Origin of the sequence: Chromobacterium rhizoryzae (assembly GCF_020544465.1) — a bacterium.
Taxonomy (GTDB): domain Bacteria; phylum Pseudomonadota; class Gammaproteobacteria; order Burkholderiales; family Chromobacteriaceae; genus Chromobacterium.
This window is the reverse complement of sequence record NZ_CP066126.1, coordinates 5202369-5219180: the sequence shown is the minus strand read 5'-3', so window position 1 is coordinate 5219180 and position 16812 is coordinate 5202369. Positions and strand designations below refer to the sequence as shown.

General features: G+C 64.4%; 15 protein-coding genes. 9 read left to right on the top strand and 6 right to left on the bottom strand.

Features of this window, described 5'->3' with window-relative positions:
- The first annotated feature begins 25 nt into the window (after positions 1-25).
- The 4 genes from JC616_RS23930 to JC616_RS23915 all read left to right on the top strand — a co-directional run bounded on the left by JC616_RS23930 (position 26) and on the right by JC616_RS23915 (position 4247).
- Positions 26-1933, top strand: coding sequence for a bifunctional 2',3'-cyclic-nucleotide 2'-phosphodiesterase/3'-nucleotidase (locus JC616_RS23930; protein WP_227105872.1), 1908 nt, complete (start codon positions 26-28; stop codon positions 1931-1933).
- Positions 1934-2120: 187 nt separating this feature from the next.
- A complete protein-coding gene (locus JC616_RS23925) occupies positions 2121-2459 on the top strand; it encodes a nucleotide pyrophosphohydrolase (protein WP_227105871.1) in 339 nt (112 codons plus the stop codon).
- A 98-nt stretch (positions 2460-2557) separates the two neighbouring features.
- On the top strand, positions 2558-3286 hold the full coding sequence (locus JC616_RS23920) for an NAD-dependent protein deacylase (protein ID WP_107801312.1): 729 nt from the start codon (positions 2558-2560) through the stop codon (positions 3284-3286).
- Positions 3287-3443: 157 nt separating this feature from the next.
- Complete coding sequence (locus tag JC616_RS23915) at positions 3444-4247, top strand: mechanosensitive ion channel family protein (RefSeq protein WP_227105870.1); 804 nt, start codon at positions 3444-3446, stop codon at positions 4245-4247.
- 64 nt (positions 4248-4311) lie between these two features.
- On the opposite strand, the gene JC616_RS23910 is transcribed toward JC616_RS23915, so the two are convergent.
- From JC616_RS23910 to JC616_RS23895, 4 genes are all read right to left on the bottom strand, one after another.
- Positions 4312-4845, bottom strand: coding sequence for a DUF2059 domain-containing protein (locus JC616_RS23910; RefSeq protein ID WP_227105869.1), 534 nt, complete (start codon positions 4843-4845; stop codon positions 4312-4314).
- Between the two features lie 156 nt (positions 4846-5001).
- Positions 5002-5478 carry a flagellar basal body-associated FliL family protein gene (locus tag JC616_RS23905; protein WP_227105868.1) on the bottom strand — a complete coding sequence of 159 codons (477 nt, stop codon included), beginning with the start codon at positions 5476-5478 and terminating at the stop codon, positions 5002-5004.
- A gap of 75 nt (positions 5479-5553) precedes the next feature.
- Entirely contained in the window at positions 5554-6105 is a 552-nt protein-coding gene (locus tag JC616_RS23900) for a hypothetical protein (protein ID WP_227105867.1), read from the bottom strand.
- Positions 6106-6459: 354 nt separating this feature from the next.
- Entirely contained in the window at positions 6460-9936 is a 3477-nt protein-coding gene (locus JC616_RS23895; protein ID WP_227105865.1) for an indolepyruvate ferredoxin oxidoreductase family protein, read from the bottom strand.
- 604 nt (positions 9937-10540) lie between these two features.
- Here JC616_RS23895 and rarD point away from each other — a divergent pair.
- From rarD to JC616_RS23870, 5 genes are all read left to right on the top strand, one after another.
- The gene (gene rarD / locus JC616_RS23890) at positions 10541-11455 is read left to right on the top strand and encodes an EamA family transporter RarD (RefSeq protein ID WP_227105863.1); all 915 of its coding nucleotides are present in this window, start codon (positions 10541-10543) and stop codon (positions 11453-11455) included.
- Positions 11456-11757: 302 nt separating this feature from the next.
- On the top strand, positions 11758-12033 hold the full coding sequence (locus tag JC616_RS23885) for a hypothetical protein (protein ID WP_081547485.1): 276 nt from the start codon (positions 11758-11760) through the stop codon (positions 12031-12033).
- A gap of 304 nt (positions 12034-12337) precedes the next feature.
- A complete protein-coding gene (locus JC616_RS23880) occupies positions 12338-12529 on the top strand; it encodes a hypothetical protein (protein ID WP_227105861.1) in 192 nt (63 codons plus the stop codon).
- Positions 12523-13086, top strand: a complete 564-nt coding sequence (locus tag JC616_RS23875) for a GNAT family N-acetyltransferase (protein WP_158274391.1) — start codon at positions 12523-12525, stop codon at positions 13084-13086. The genes JC616_RS23880 and JC616_RS23875 overlap by 7 nt, the downstream gene beginning before the upstream one ends.
- Before the next feature lie 123 nt (positions 13087-13209).
- On the top strand, positions 13210-15084 hold the full coding sequence (locus tag JC616_RS23870; RefSeq protein WP_227105859.1) for a M3 family metallopeptidase: 1875 nt from the start codon (positions 13210-13212) through the stop codon (positions 15082-15084).
- A 212-nt stretch (positions 15085-15296) separates the two neighbouring features.
- On the opposite strand, the gene JC616_RS23865 is transcribed toward JC616_RS23870, so the two are convergent.
- Together JC616_RS23865 and JC616_RS23860 are read right to left on the bottom strand one after the other, a co-directional pair.
- Complete coding sequence (locus tag JC616_RS23865; protein ID WP_227105857.1) at positions 15297-15857, bottom strand: hypothetical protein; 561 nt, start codon at positions 15855-15857, stop codon at positions 15297-15299.
- Between the two features lie 67 nt (positions 15858-15924).
- Positions 15925-16794, bottom strand: a complete 870-nt coding sequence (locus JC616_RS23860) for a D-hexose-6-phosphate mutarotase (protein WP_227105855.1) — start codon at positions 16792-16794, stop codon at positions 15925-15927.
- Positions 16795-16812: the final 18 nt, after the last annotated feature.

The window sequence follows — 16812 nt, the reverse complement described above, 5'->3', positions numbered from 1 at the left end:
GATAAAACCAGAAAAAGGCTGTCCCGTGAAACTTGCGCCTCTCCTCCTCACCTCCCTGTTGGCCGCGACGGCCGTGAACGCTTGGGCCGCCCCGCTGAAGCTGCGGGTGCTGGAAACCTCCGACGTGCACATGAACCTGCTGGATTACGATTACTACCAGGACAAGCCGACGCAGGACTTCGGCCTGGCGCGCGCGGCGACGCTGATCCGCGCGGCGCGGCAAGAGGCGCGCAACAGCCTGCTGATAGACAACGGCGATCTGTTGCAGGGCAATCCCTTGGGCGATCTGGTGGCCAAGGTTCAGCCGCTGCGCGCCGGCGAGGTTCATCCCGCCTACAAAGTGCTCAACTGGCTGGGTTACGACGCCGGCAATATCGGCAACCACGAGTTCAATTACGGCTTGCCCTTTCTGGGTCAGGCGCTGAAGACGGCGGCCTTTCCCTACGTCAACGCCAATGTGGTGGACGCCAAGACCGGCCGGCCGTATTTCCAGCCCTATGTGTTGCTCAAGCGGGAGTTCAAGGACGAGGACGGCCAGCCGCAGACGCTGAACATCGGCGTGATCGGCTTTGTGCCGCCGCAGATCATGCAGTGGGACAAAACCAATCTGCAGGGCAAGGTGGAGGTGAGGGACATCCTCGACACCGCGCGCCTTTATCTGCCCGAACTCAAGCAGAAGGGCGCCGACATCGTGATTGCGGTGCCGCATTCCGGTTTCGAAAAAGGCGAGAGCGCGCGCTTCGCCGAGAACTCGGTGGCCGGCCTGGCCGAGGTGGCCGGCATCGACGCCATCTTGTTCGGCCACGCCCACGCGGAATTCCCGTCTTCCGCCTTCGCCGGCTATCCCAAGGTGGACCTGACCGCCGGCACCATCAACGGCGTGCCGGCGGTGATGCCGGGACGTTGGGGCGACCATATCGGCGTGGTGGACCTGGTGCTGGAGCGCGGCGACGGCGGCTGGAAGGTGAGCGGCAAACAGGCCGGCTTGCGCGCCGTCTACGACAAGCAGGCCAAGCGATCGCTGGCGGCCGCCGAGCCCAAGGTGGCCGAGCTGATCGCCGCCGAACACCGCCGGACGCTGGACTATGTGCGCGGCAAGGTGGCGGAAACCCGCGCGCCGATTTACAGCTACTTCGCCCAGGCGGCGGACGATCCCTCGGTGCAGATCGTGGCCGAGGCCCAGGCCTGGTATGTGAAGAACGCGATCAAGGGCACCGAGTACGAAGGCTTGCCGGTGCTGTCCGCCGCCGCGCCGTTCAAGGCCGGCGGCCGCCAGGGCTGGAATTACTACACCGAAATCCCGGCCGGTCCGCTGGCGATCCGCAATCTGGCCGATCTCTACATCTATCCCAATACGCTGAAGGCGGTGAAGGTCAGCGGCCGCGAAGTGCGCGAGTGGCTGGAGATGTCGGCCGGGCAGTTCCTGCGCATCGATCCCAAGGGCCCCAAGACCCAGCCGCTGCTGAACCCGGAATTCCGCTCTTACAACTTCGACAGCATCGCCGGCGTCAGCTATGAGATCGACGTCAGCCGGCCGGCGCGCTACGACGCCGACGGCAAGCTGGTTGCACCGGACAGCCATCGCATCGTCAAGCTGAGCTATCAGGGCAAGCCGATAGACGAGAACGCCGGTTTCCTGGTGGCCACCAACAACTACCGCGCCTCCGGCGGCGGCCACTTCCCCGGCATAGACTCCAGCCGCGTGGTGGTGGATTCTCCGGATGAAAACCGCGCGGCGGTGGCCGCCTATCTGGCCGAGCGCAAGGTGGTGGACCCGGCGGCCAAGCCGGCCTGGCGCATCCTGCCGGTGGCCGGCGTCGCCATGCGCTTCGACACCGGCGCCGGCGCGTTGCGCTATCTGGCGCGCCAGCCGCAGTTCCGCCTGGCGGCGGAGCATGGCGACGGTTCGGTGAGCCTGGAATTGGCGGAATAAGAGAAAGGTTTAAGAACCTGTTCAAAGTCTGCTGAGACGTGGCACGGTTGAGTACAACTTCGAAATACTCATGTACCGTATGTACACTCTGCTTTCTCAGCCGCAACGCCCTGTCTCGCTCGCGAGCTTTTGAACAGGCTCTGAGGCGGCAAGCGCCTGATGTTCCATGTGAAACCCGGATTGAACGATGACCGAAGCCCTGATTGCTACTGAAAAACTCACCGCCGCATTGCAGCGTTTTGCCGATGAACGCGACTGGAACCGCTACCACACGCCGCGCGCCCTGATGCTGGCGCTGGTGGGCGAGGTGGGCGAACTGGCGGAAATCTTCCAATGGCTGAGCGACGAGGAAGCCGCCGCGCTGCGCGACGATCCGGCGCGCTTCACCCATCTGCAGGAGGAAATCGCCGATGTGCTGCTCTACCTGACGCGGCTGGCGATGGTGACGGGAGTGGACCTGGACGCGGCGGTACGCGACAAAATGGCCAAGAACGCCGTCAAATACCCTGTGCCAACGGCCGGCTGAGCGTATGGCATGAAAACGGCTAAGCTGAGGCCACGGTACGCGAGTGCATGACGCGGCCAGCTTCTATAGTGGATTCAATCAATAGCTGGAATGCATAGATGTCCGAGCAAATCCACCGCCTGCGCCAGATGCTGGAGCAGGCGGAAACCATTGTGGCGCTGACCGGCGCCGGCATGAGCACCGAATCCGGCATCCCGGACTTCCGCTCCGCCAACGGCCTGTGGTCGCGCAGCATGAGCCTGGCCGAAGTGGTGTCCATCGATTATTTTCGTCGCGATCCGGAGGCGTTCTGGCAGGCGTTTCGCGAGATCTTCCGCATCAAGTTGATTGGCGATTACCGGCCCAACGCCGGCCATCAGTTTCTGGCGGAATTGGAGCAGCAGGGCAAGCGGGTGACGGTGCTGACCCAGAACATAGACGGCCTGCACGCGCGCGCCGGCAGCGGCCAGGTGTTGGAATTGCACGGCAGCTTGCTGACCGCCAGCTGCCCCAGCTGCGACACCACTCACGCGCTGGACTACGTGCTGCATCACCCGCTGCCGGTCTGCCGGCTGTGTCACGACGTGCTCAAGCCCGACGTGGTGCTGTACGGGGAGGCGGTGCCCTTGATCGAGCTGGCCTTCGACGCCGCCTTGCAGGCGGACCTGCTGCTGGTGATGGGCTCGTCGTTGGAGGTGTCGCCGGTCAATCTGATCCCGCTGGAGGCGGCGCAGGCCGGCGTGGCCACCGCCTTGATCAATTACACGCCCACGCGCATGGACCACGCTTTCGACCTGCGCATTCTGGGCGGCATCGGGGAGACCTGCCGCGCCTTGTCCGACGCTTGAGAGGCGGCGTAGGGCCCGCCGCGCGTCGGCTCGCGGGACTTTGAACCGGTGCTAAAAAACGACGAGGCGGTTTCGCATTTAAAATTCATTTGGTATTTCTGTGGCAAACTCCTATCTTTAAACATGTTGCAAAACCGTTCAAAAGGGGAATTTACAAATGGATGCCATTAACTGGACTCACTGGACCGATCTGGCGGTGAAGATCGGCCTCAATATATTGTCGGCCATCTTGCTGTGGCTGGTGGGCCGCTGGCTGATCAGTTTCGCCACCCGGCTGCTGGACGCCAAGCTGGCCAGCAAGTCGCTGGACCACACCATCCGCCAGTACGTGAAGTCCTTCCTGGACGTGACGCTGACCATTGTGCTGGTGATCGGCATCCTCGGTTTCTTCGGGGTGCAGACCACCACCTTCGCCGCGGTGATCGCCGCCGCCGGCGTGGCGGTGGGCATGGCCTGGAGCGGACTGCTGGCCAATTTCGCCGCCGGCATCTTCCTGGTGGTGTTGCGGCCGTTCAAAGTGGGCGATCTGGTGGGCGTGGCCGGCGTGATCGGCACGGTCAAGCACATCGGCTTGTTCGCCACCGCGGTGGACACGCCGGACGGGGTGCTGACCCTGATCGGCAACAACAAGATCTTCTCCGACACCATCCAGAACTTCAGTGTTAACGAACAGCGGCGGGTGGATTTGAAAGCCCAGTTGGCCGCCAGCGCCGATCACGCCGCGGCGATGAGCTTGCTGCGGGAGACGGTGGCCAAGGTGCCCAATGTGCTGGCCAGCCCGGCGCCGGACATCGGCCTGCTGGAGTTCACGCCCTTGGGACCGGTGTTGGCGGTGCGGCCTTATTGCAAGCCGCAGGATTACTGGCAGGTGTATTTCGACAGCAACCGCGTGATTCGCGAGACCCTGGCCGCCGGCGGCTTCCCGGCACCGGAGCAGGCGATGGTGGTGCGTCAGAGCTGAGCGCCGCGGGCGCTGGACAACAATAACGGGGCCGCTGGCCCCGTTTTGCTGCGTGTTGGCCGGTTTAGCGGACGTCGTTCCGCCGCGCGAATTCGTCCATCTGCTGCTTGAGCTCGGGCATCAAGCGCTGGCCGATGTCCTTCATCAGCACCGGACCGATTTCCGCCGTGATCTTGGGCATCAGCCGCAGCATCTTGCTGCCGGTGGGGGTCTGATAGAAAGCGCTCATCTCGCGGATCTCGGCGACGCTGAAATTCTTGCTCAGCGCCTGGACCTGCACTTCGTTCATCAATTTGCGGGTTTCGGGGGATTGGAAATAGGCTTGCTGGGTTTTCATCACCTGCTGCAGAAAAGCGCCGACCTTGCTTTTGCAGTCCGGCGTTTCCGCGCAGTTTGGCAGGTTTTGCCACAGCTGCTGCTCCATTTGCTGCTGCATGGAGGCTTCCATCTGTTGCATCGTTTGCGCGATGATCTCGTCGTAACGCATCGCCCGCAGCAGGGCTTTGGCGGCGGCGACGCTGTCTTCGGCGGCGAACGCCGGGCCGGCGTGGAACAGCGCGGCGCACAGGCCGGCGGCGAGAAGGGGCTTAAGGCGCATGGTCGTTTCTCTTGTTGGAATAAACGACCATGCTGATGGCTTAGGCGGGAGGCGTCAACATGCCGCCTCCCAGCGTTCCCAACGGCCGTAAACAGGTGTTCATGAATCAGAGTGCTATGCCTCTTCATGAGTTGAGAATATTGCAGCCTTCGACGCCTATGGCTTCAGGATGGTGAATGTAGTGAAGAGCACTCTTGTCACCGCTTGTTCCTCCTCGGCCTCCATCAACTCATTGATGAGTTGCTTGGCCTGCGCTTGCAACTGCTCTTTGCTGTCAGGCGTGGCCAGTTCAGTCGCGGTATAGGACGACAGCATCATGATCATTGCGCTGCGGAATTTGGGCGCGTAGTCGGTGAATCTCTTTTTGGCTTCTTCGCTTGCCAGTTCAGCTTGCATGTCCACGTGCAGCAAGAAACCATAATCGCCGGACAAGCTCGCCACGAAAGCATCCAATTTTCCAATAATTGGCAGACCTTCTTCTTTCTTCATTAGCACAGAGCGGGTTTCTTCGATGGCCTTGGGCAGCGCCTGCAGCCGCTCAGCGGCGGCGATGCTGTCGTTGTCGGAGAGCGTGGGGGTGGAAGGCAGCAGCAGGGCGCTTAGACTGGTCGCGAGAAGGAGGATAAGGTGCATGGCCGATTCCTCGTTTGGGATGAAACGGCCATGCTGGCGGCTTAGAGGGGTGGGGTCAATCGAGCGTAGTCTCGCTCAAGAGGCCGGCGGGAAATCTCCCAGATCCTCGCAGCGCTCCACCAGCAGGCTGTCCGGGCTGGCGTTGGGGATGTAGACCTGGTTGACCGGCGAGGGCGGATAGTTGGCGTCCGGCGCGCAATCGGCGCTTTGGCCCGGACCCACCGCCACCTGGGCGCCCACTTTCAATTGGCAGCGCACCATGCGGTTGAGCTGGCTCCAGCTTGGGCAGATGGCGTTGGCGGCGCGGTAGGCGGCCACCGGCCCTTGCGGCTGGCTGAACGACCACCAGCGGCCCAGCCGCGAATTGGCCTTGGCGCTGTCGTACACGCGGTAGACCGTCACGGTTTGATCCGCCGGCTCCTGGCGCCGTACCTGGCCGGCGCACAGGCCGCCTTTGCCGGGCTGGCCCAATGCGCTGTTCAGCAGATCGGGATTGTCCACCGCGGCCATGCCGGGCAGGGCTGGCTGGGTCAGGTCGGCGCAGCGGTCGCTGCCGGGCGTGGACGCGCAGCCCAATAGCAGCGCGCAGGCGGAGGCGAGCAGCCAGTGGCGAGGGGTCAGGAGCATGGGCGAGTTTCCTTATTGGGTTGTTTGAGTTTTGAGGTGGCAGCTATGCGCCACCTACAATACTAGAAAATGATATTGGCATTTTCAATTCAAAGAAGGTGTCTCTGGCAGAAAGAATGGGTAAAAAAAGGGCGTCGACCTTGGTCGACGCCCGCAAGCTGTAGGAACACTCGGGTACTACGTTTACAGCAACTTCAATCTGTTCAACTTAGAACCTATTTACGATCTCGCGAGCCAGGGCGAGACAAGGCGAAAACGAGTGAAAAAGCGGAATGTACACGTGGTACACGAGCATTTTGAGCTTGTACTCACCGTGCAACGCTCCACGAAGCGCAGCAGATCCTAAACAGGTTCTTAGGCCACCTGGCGGTTTTTGCCCCCCGGCTTCAGCTCGCTCAGCAGCTGCGTTTGCTTGCTCTTGGCCTGCTGGTAGTTGCGCTCCTTGATGTGGCCGAAGCCGCGCACGCCTTCCCAGGTTTTCACCAGCTCTACCGCGCGCGGCAGCGCGTCCAGCGTCAGACTGCCCAGCAAGGCGTCCACCTGTTGTTCGAACTCGCCGATCAGCCGGCGCTCCAGCTTGCGGTCGGCCTGCCAAGCGAACGGGTCCAGCAGGGTGCCGCGCAGGAAGCGCAGCTTGGCCAGCCACTTCATGCCGGTCAGCAGCCAGGGGCCGAAAGCCACTTTGCGCGGCTGGCCGCCGGTGATCCAGCCGGCGCCGATGTGGAAGCGCAGCTGGTAATCGCCGTCGAACTGTTGCGCCAGCTCGCGCTGGAAGCCGCCGTCGGTGTAGAGCCGGGCCACTTCGAACTCGTCCTTGTAGGCCAGCACATGGTAGTAGTTCTTGGCCACCGCCAGCGTCAGCGCGCTGCTGGCCGGGTTCAGCGCTTCCTCGGCCTGGCGCACGCGGCCGACCAGCGCCTTGTAGCGTTCGGCCAGCGCCGCGTTCTGGTAGGCGGTCAGCGCGCTGGAGCGGTGGTGCAGCACCGCGTCCGGGGTTTCACGTGGAACGAAGGCCACCACCGCCGACGGGCTGACCAGCGCTTCGATGCGCGCCGGATCATGGGCGGCGTGGCGGCCCCAGCTGAAGGCGTCCTGATTGAACTTGACCGCGGCGCCGTTCAGGCGCACCGCTTCCATGATGGCTTCCAGCGTCACCGGCACCAAACCCTTTTGCCAGGCGTAGCCCAGCATGAACATATTGCTGGCGATGGCGTCGCCCAGCAGCGAGGTGGCCAGCCGGGTGGCGTTGACCTCGCTGTAGCGGCCGGCGCCCACCGATTCGACGACGGCGTCCTTCATCGCCTTGCTGGGGAAGCGCACGTCCGGGTTTTTCAGGAAGGCGCTGGTCGGCGATTCGTAGTTGTTGACGATGGCGTGGCTGAAGCCGTCGCGCATCTTGGCCAGCGCCTCCTCGGCGGCGGTGACCACCAGATCGCAGCCCAGCACCAGGTTGGCGTCGCCGGCGGCGATGCGCACCGCGTGCAGCTTGTCCTGGCTGTCGGCGATGCGCACATGCGACCACACCGAACCGCCTTTCTGCGCCAGGCCGGCCATGTCCAGCACGGTGACGCCCTTGCGGTCCAGATAGGCGGCCATGCCCAGCACCTGGCCTATGGTGACCACGCCGGTGCCGCCGACGCCGGTGACCATGATGCTGAACGGTTCGTGGAGCTGCGGAATCGTCGGCTCCGGCAGCGCCGGCATCGCACCCAGGCTGGCGCTGCTGCCGGCGGATTTCTTCAGCTGGCCGCCTTCCACGGTGACGAAGCTGGGGCAGAAGCCCTCTACGCAGGAGTAATCCTTATTGCAGCTGGACTGGTCGATCTTGCGTTTGCGGCCCAGCGGGGTTTCCACCGGCAACACCGACAGACAGCCGGATTTCTGGCCGCAATCGCCGCAGCCTTCGCAGACCTGCTGGTTGATGAAGGCGCGCTTGGCCGGGTCGGGGTAGTCGCCGCGTTTGCGGCGGCGGCGCTTCTCGGCGGCGCAGGTCTGATCGTGGATCAGAATGGTGGTGCCTTCGACTTCGCGCAGTTCTTTTTGCAGCCGGTCCAGTTCGCGGCGGTGGAAGACTTCCACGCCGGCCGCCAGGCCCTGGACGTTCTGGTATTTGTCCGGATCGTCGCTGGTGATCACGATGCGCTTGATGCCTTCCGCCGCCAGCTGGCGGGTGATCATGGGCACGTCCAGATAGCCGTCCACGTGCTGGCCGCCGGTCATCGCCACCGCGTCGTTGTACAGGATCTTGTAGGTGATGTTGACCTTGGCGGCCACGGCGGCGCGGATGGCCAGCAAGCCGGAGTGGAAGTAGGTGCCGTCGCCCAGATTGGTGAAAATGTGCTTGGTGTGGGTAAACGGCGCCTGGCCCACCCAGGTGATGCCTTCGCCGCCCATCTGGGTGAAGGTCTTGGTGCTGTCTGCCTGAATCCAGTGCGCCATATAGTGGCAGCCGATGCCGGCGACGGCGCGGCTGCCTTCCGGCACCTTGGTGCTGGTGTTGTGCGGACAGCCGGAGCAGTAGTGGGGCACGCGGGCGATGGACTCGCGCGGTTTGACCAGCTGGGCTTCCTTGTCGTCGTAGAACTTCAGCCTGTCGTGGATGATGGGGCTGTCGAAGATCAGCGCCAGCCGGCCGGCGATGGCGCGGGCGATCATCGCCGGGGTCAGCTCGCCGGCGGCCGGCAGCAGCCAGTCGCCGTGCGGCAGCGCCCATTCGCCTTTTTCGGCGAACTTGCCCACCACGCGCGGGCGCACGTCGTCGCGCCAGTTGTACAGCTGCTCTTTCAACTGGTATTCGATGATCTGGCGTTTTTCCTCCACCACCAGGATCTCTTCCAGGCCTTCTGCGAACTGGCGCACGCCCTCCGGCTCCAGCGGCCAGACCATGCCCACCTTGAAGATGCGCAGGCCGATGTCGGCGGCCAGCGCCTCGTCTATGCCCAGATCGTCCAGCGCCTGCATCACGTCCAGATAGCTTTTGCCACAGGTGATGATGCCCAGCCGCGGCTTGGGGGAATCCAGCGTGATGTGGTTCAGCTTGTTTGCGCGGGCATAGGCCAGCGCCGCGTACAGGCGGTGGTGCAGCACGCGTTTTTCCTGCGCCAGCGGCGCGTCCGGCCAGCGGATGTTGAGGCCGTCCTCGGGCAAGGGAAAGTCTTCCGGAATCTTGAACTGCAGCCGTTCCGGGGAGATGTCGACGATGGCGGAGCTTTCGATGGTGTCGGAGATCGCCTTGATCGACACCCAACAGCCGGAATAGCGGCTCATCGCCCAGCCGTGCAGGCCGTAGTCCAGGATTTCCTGTACCCCGGACGGGCTGAGCACCGGAATCATGCTGGCGGCGAGGATGTGGTCGGATTGATGCGGGAAGGTGGACGACTTGGCCGCGTGGTCGTCGCCGGCCACCAGCAGCACGCCGCCGTGGCGGCTGGTGCCGGCGGCATTGCCGTGCTTGAGCACGTCGCCGGAGCGGTCCACGCCCGGACCCTTGCCGTACCACAGCGCGTAGACGCCGTCGTATTTGGGGCCGTCGAACATATTCACCTGCTGGGTGCCCCAGACCGCGGTGGCGGCCAGGTCCTCGTTGAGGCCGGGGTGGAACACCACATTGTGTTCCTTCAGGTATTTGCCGGCCTTCTGCATGGTCTGGTCGACATTGCCCAGCGGGGAGCCGCGGTAGCCGGTGACGTAGCCGGCGGTATTGAGCCCGGCGGCGCGGTCCAGTTGTTGTTGCAGCATGGGCAGGCGCACCAGCGCCTGAATCCCGGTCATCAGCACCTGGCCGGTGGGGGCCGTGTATTTTTCTTCCAGGTCTGCGTGGCGGATCGACATGGTTTCTCCTCCTGTCATTCTCGGGCGCGTCCGCCGCGCGGCGGACGTCCCATCGCTTGTGGCGATGGGGCCGGCCTGCGCCTTGTGGGCGCGTTCGGCCGGCCTTCTCCTTAAGTTTTAGACCCGCTGGCCCGGTGTCACCGCCCTTATGAGAGCCTGTTTCACGTTTCGCGCGTTGAGCGCGGCAGACATTGAACAGGTTCTATGCAAGGGCGGCGGCCCGGTGTGTCTGCGCCCGCCGCATGTGTGCGGTCTGTGCGGCGCCGACGGCTTCTCCTTTGCTGTCAGCGGTTGAGCTCCATCTTCCAGCCGGTGTTTTTTTGATCGCCGGCATGTTTTGCATGCCGGCGCGGTCCCTGGTCCGGGGCTGGTTTCTAGAGTCTTTTCTCTATTTGATCGGACTATAAGTTACGTTTACGTCAACGTCAAAGAGATTGACTGAATTGGACGGCGACTGCGGCGATTGTGCCAGCGCAGCATGTTTGCCATCCGGAAAGTCATTGTTTTAAATATTGAACAATCTGTTGATTGAATAGCGGTTTTTCCGCTGAGGCAATTTGGTTAAGCTGTCATCCTGACCCCCTCCCTTGCTGTGTGAAATCCCATGAGTTCAGTTTCTTCTACCTCCGAAAGCGGCCGCGGCGTCGTTTTCACCGTTGCCGCCTTCATCTGTTGGGGTCTGTTTCCTTTGTACTGGAAGCCGCTGCACGATGTCCCGGCTTTGCAAATTCTGTGCCACCGCATTGTCTGGTCTGCGGTGTTCGTCGCGGCGGTGCTGACCGCGCGCAATCATTGGGGCTGGCTGCCGGCCGCGGTGCGCGAGCCGCGCAAACTGGGCATCTTCGGCCTGTCTTCCTTGCTGCTGTCGCTGAACTGGCTGATCTATATCTGGGCGGTGAATGCCGGCCACGTGGTGGAGGGCAGCCTGGGCTATTTCATCAATCCGCTGTTCAATGTGTTGTTGGGCCGGATCTTTCTGTCCGAGCGCTTGAGCGGGCTGCAGAACGCCGCCTTGCTGCTGGCGGCGGCCGGCGTGGCCTGGATCACTTACAGCGCCGGCGCCTTGCCGTGGATCGCGCTGTCGCTGGCGGCCACCTTCGGCTTGTACGGCCTGCTGCGCAAGAAGGCGCCCTTGGCCTCGCTGGAGGGCCTGGCTTTGGAAACCTTCCTGATGACGCCGCTGGCGGCGCTGGCCCTGGTCTGGTTTGAATGGCAGGGGCAGGGCGCTTTCGGCCATGGCTCCGCCGCGCAGACCGGTTTGCTGATAGGCGCCGGCGTGGTGACCGCGGTGCCCTTGCTGCTGTTCGCCGCCGGCGCGCGCCGGCTCAAGCTGGCGACGGTGGGAGTGATCCAGTACATCGGCCCCAGCATCCAGCTGGCGCTGGGCGTGCTCTTGTTCGGAGAGGCGTTCGACAGCGGCCGCGCGCTGGGTTTCGGCCTGATCTGGGCGGCGCTGCTGCTGTACTCCGCCGCCGGTCTGCTGCAGATGTGGCAGGGGCGACGCGCCGCCGCGACCTGAGTTTTTCCGCGTTTGGAGCAGCCCGCGTTTCGCAAGAAACGCGGGCTGTTTTCATTAGGAGAGTCTGCTATAAACCACTCAATGGGCCGTCGCCGAGTGTTTCCGGCGTCGGCCCATTGCCGAGCCGAATCCGGCCCGCGCCAGCCGTTCAAAAGCACCGAGCGCGGTTGCACCGCGCCGCCCATGCATCATTGCAATGCGTTGCCGCCCCTGATTGCCCCAAAAACAAGCATTCGCTCCGAGCCGCCCTCGTGCCGCCGGCGGCGGAGTGACATGGTCAATATTTTGCAAGGAGGCGCGTCATGGCGCTCTATCTGGTTAGCGTGGTTTTCTTCGGTTCGGATCTTCTGATCCGCTTGGCCCTGCGCGCGCGTTCCCGCGCCTGGGTGGGCGCGGCGCTGGCGGCAGGCCTGTTGCTGGCGTGCTTGCTGTATCCGATGTTGAGCGATTGGGCGCTGCCCTATATGCCGGACGAACACGGCATGCAGCTCTACGCGGCGATGGTGGGCCTGCAATTGGGCCTGACCGACGCGGCCATTTCCACCAGCCTGGCCCGTTATCTCGGCTGGTGGCGCTGAGCGCCTGCACCATGCCCGCCGGGCGCGGCGCGCCCCTTCGTACCGCTCCTACGCTTTTCTCGGCGGCGTTCGCCTGTCTCGTTCCCGCTCGCGAGGAGCGTAAACGGATTTAGAGGCTACGGCTTCCCTCTCTCCATGCCATAGGTATGTTTCGCTCAGATTATGCTTGACGCCATGCCATCCCGGTAGCAGACTGCGCAGCGTCGCCCGGCCCCACAAGCTGGACGACGCATGCCGGACGCCTTCCCGCTCCCCGCGGGCCAGCCGTCCATGATCTTTATCGTTCTTTACAGGTTACGCCATCATGGCATTGTTCTTTATTCCCCTGTCGCGGCACTTGCTGCGCGACATTCTCGGCGACGACCACACGGCGTTGACCGATAAAGCATGGCTGAGAAGCCAGACTCAACACCAGGATCAACAAGAGCGACACCGTCGCCAGGAGCTGGAACAGCGCATTCACCGGCTGCGGCTGGAGAAGGGCGGCTTATGCTGAGCCCCTTGCTCTACAGCCGGCGTCTGATGCTGCGCGATTTCCGCCCGGACGACCACGCCGCCTACGCGATGGCGCGCAGCGGCCGCGAGTTCGCCCGTCATTACCCGCCGGAAGAACTCACGCCTGCGCGCAGCGGGCAGTTATTGCTGCGCTTTCTGGAGCAGCAGCGCGACGCTCCCCGCCGCGGCTGGCAGCTGGCCATCGTGCGCGTCGAAGACAAGGCGCTGCTCGGTTCGGTCGGCCTGCGCGGCCTGGGACGCGGCGGCGAAGCCGGCTTCGGCATCGAACTGGCGGAATCGGCCTGGGGCCAGGGCTACGCTCTGGAGGCGGCGCGGATGATGCTGGACTTCGGCTACCGCCAATTGGGCTGGCACCGGATCTGGGCCGATTGCGCGCCCGGCAACATCGCCATGCTGCAATTGGCGCGGCGTTTGGGTTTCGTGGTGCAGCCGCTGGGCGCTGAGCCGAGGCTGAGCCTGCTCTTGTCCGCGGTGCCGCCGCCCTTCGCCGGCCCGCGGCGGGAAGTCCTGCAATGGGCGGCGGAAGCGCGCGGCTAGCTTGGGCGCGGCCCGCGCTTGACCGGCGGAGGACGCTCGCGCACACTTAATGCAAACTTCATAAACAGACTGTTCCGGCCCGCCACAAGCGGCCGACGGACAGCGCAAAGGAGAGTGAGCAAGATGACAGCGATTGCCGAACTGCGCGCGGGCTTCGACCAGCTCAACCGCGATTACCTGGCGGTGCACAAGACCAAGGAAGACCTGTTCTGGGACACCTATATGGCGGTGTCCGACGACCACGACGGTTTCGCCCGCGCGGAAGCCGCCTACAAGGCCTTCATCTCCAGCCCGGAGCGGCTGACGGCGGTGCGCGCGGCGCTGGAGGGCTTGCAGGCGCAGCCGGCCGGCGCGGAGCGCGACGCCCTGCTGCACGGTTATCGGGGATGGTTGGCCTTGTTCGAGAGCAATATCGTCGACAGCGAGGCGGCGCAGGAGCAGATGCGCCGGCTGATCGAGATGGAAGCCGCGTTGTTCGCCAAGCGCCGCGATCTCGCGCTCAGCCACGTCAACGAGCGCGGCGAGCGCGAAGAGGCGACGCTGACCATGTTGAGCATCAATATGACCACCAACCCGGACGCCGCCGCGCGCAAGAGCTCGCACGACGCCTTGCTCGATCTCGAGCGCTGGGTGTTGGACAACGGCTTCCTCGACATCGTCAAACAGCGCAACGCGCTGGCGCGCAGCCTGGGCAGCGCCGATTATTTCGAGCACAAGGTGCGCAAGAACGAGCAGATGACGCCGGAGGCGCTGTTCGCCGTGCTCGACGATTTCGAGGCGCGCACCCGCGACGCCAATCAGCAAGCGCTGCGGCGCCTGGCCGACGACAAGGGCGAGGACGCGCTGCTGCCGCACAATCTGCGTTTTCACATGAGCGGCGACGTCACCCGGCAGATGGACCCTTATCTGCCGTTCTCCAAGGCGGTGGAGCGCTGGGTGCTGAGTTTCCGCCGGCTGGGCGTGCAATACCGGCAAGCCACGATGCAGCTGGACCTGGTGGAGCGCAAGGGCAAGTATCAGAACGGTTTCTGCCACGGGCCGGTGCCTAGCTTCTACAACGATGGACGCTGGGTGCCGGGCCGGATCAATTTCACCGCCGACGCCACGCCGGATCAGGTGGGCAGCGGCGCGCGTGCGATCAATACCCTGTTCCACGAAGGCGGTCACGCCGCGCACTTCGCCAATGTGATCCAGAACGCGCCGTGCTTCTCCCAGGAGTTCGCGCCCACTTCGATGGCTTACGCCGAAACCCAGAGCATGTTCTGCGACAGCCTGCTGAACGATGCCGACTGGCTGAAGCGCTACGCGCGCAACGCCGCGGGGGAGGCGATGCCGGACGCCTTGATCCGCGCGCGCATCGAAGCGGTCCAGCCTTTCTTCGCCTTCTCCGAGCGCTCCATCGCCGTGGTCGCCTACTTCGAGCGCGAGCTGTACCGCTTGCCGGAGGCGGAACTGAAGCCGGAGACGGTGCTGGCGCTGGCGCGTCGTTGCGAGCGCGAGATTCTGGGCGTGGAATGCGGCCCGCGGCCGCTGCTGGCGATTCCGCATCTGCTGAATCAGGAATCGGCGGCGTCCTATCACGGCTATCTGCTGGCGCATATGGCGGTGTACCAGACTCGCGCCCATTTCCTGCGCGAATACGGCTATCTGACCGACAACCCGGCGATCGGCCCGCTGCTGGCCGAGCATTACTGGGCGCCGGGCAACAGCCTCAGCCACGACGCCACCTTGCTGAGCCTGACCGGCGAGCATTTCAACGCCCTTTATCTGGCGGAGGCCTGCAAGCGCAGCGCGGCCGAGGCCTGGCAAGAGGCGGAGCGGCAGATCGCCGCCGCCGCGGAGCGGAACTACGCGCGGGATTACCCGGAGCGGCTGGACGCGACGATACGGCTGGTGCACGGCGCCGAGCTGATCGCCGACAACGAGGCCGGGGAGGCGGAAATGTGCCGCCGTTTCGAGACTTGGGTCAGAGAGCGCTACCCGGCCGCGGCGCACTGAGAAGCTGTTCATAATCTGCTGCGCGTCGCGGAGCGTTACACGGTGAGTACAAGCTCAACATGCTCATGTACCACGTGCACATTCCGCTTTCTCAGACGCTCGCCTTAGCTCGCGAGATCGTAAACACGTGCTGAGGCCGCGCATGACAACGGCAGCCCAAGGGCTGCCGTTTTCTTTGTCCTCGCTCAGAAGCAGAAGCGGCGCTATAGACTTCAGGCCTGGCGGTAGATCAGCCGGCCTTCAAACAGCAGCTCGCTTGAATCCAGCCGGGCGTCGCCGCTGGGCGGCGCGGCGCGTTCGAACACGAAGCGCTGGCCCTGATATTCGATCCAGGCGTTGATGGGCTCGCCCTGAAAACGGCCCAGCACTTCTTCCGATCGGGTGACGAAGGCGTTGTCGGGCAGCACGAAGCCTTGCTGCGGCGTTTCCGACGGGCTTGCCTCCAGCGTCCAGTTTTCGTCGCCGGGCGGCTGCGGATCGTTGCGGGTGGCCATGTGCAGCCACATGCGGAAGGCCCAGTGCGGCAGCAGCACGCGGTGCACGCGCTTGTCGTCCGTGATCACGCAACGCACCGGGAAACCGGCGCCGCAGGACGGGCAGCGCGCCTGGGCCGCGAGGAAGATCTTGTCCTGCTGTTTGCTGGCGATGCCTTCCATATGCTCCGAGCCCACCATCGCGCGGCAGCTGGGGCAGTGTTTGCCGAAGCGGCGCACGCTGTTGCCGTTGGCAAAGGAAATCGGCAGGAAACGGGAAATCTTGTCGGGTCTGGCCATCGCTAGGGGTTCCGGAACTGAAAAACGCGGTCCGCCGGGCTGTGCGCCGCGGCGGCATCGGCCCTCATTATACCCCGGCCTCGCCGTGGAAGGGTTCCAGCGTCAAGCGGCAGGCCAGGCGGTGGCTGGCGCCGGGGGCGAGCTCGCGGACATCGTCGCCGGCGTTGGCGGTTTCCACGCAGACGAAATCAAGCCAGGCGGTGTCCGGCAAGTCGCCCAGCAAGGCGGTTTTCTCCGCCGCCGGATTCCACACCACCACGCTGCCGGCGCCTTCCGCTGTGACGCGAATGCAACGCCGCCAGACCGGGTCGCGCAGCAAGGCGGGGCGCTCGCTGTAAACAATGCTGTCCACCTCGCCCCGGAAGCGGAATTCGCCGTCCGGCCAGCGGCTTTCGCGGCCGGCCACCTTGTCGTGACAGCGCTCGCCGTCCAGGCCGGACAAGGCGGCTTGGCGCGCGTCGCCCACCGCCAGATAACTGTGCAGCGCGGCGCCGAGGCGTTGCGGGCGGTCGCCGAGGTTGCGGGTGGTCAGCGCCGCTTCCACCGCCGCGCCCAGCCGGTATTCCATTTCCGCCGTCAGGCCGTCGCATTCCGGGCCGGAGAGTTTCACGTGGAACGCGCCGGCGTCCTCGCGGACCTCGTCCAGGCGCCAGGCTTGCGTGCGCGCCACGCCGTGGGCCGGCAGGCTCGCGTCGTCGGGGTGCGGGCCGAACCAGGGCCAGCACAGCGGCACGCCGCCGCGTATGGCCTTGCCCGGCTGGTAGCGCGCCTGCGGCGACAAATACAGCAAGGGTTGCTGGCCGGCGGCGCGGAAGCTGAGCAACTGACCGCCCAGCAAGGAGATTTCCGCGTGAAAATCCGCCGTGGAGATGACGAGGATATCGACGCCGGGCGCGCGGCTGGACAGCGCGGCGGCGGGAGGCAGGGCGACGGACATACGGAGCTTCCGGGCAAA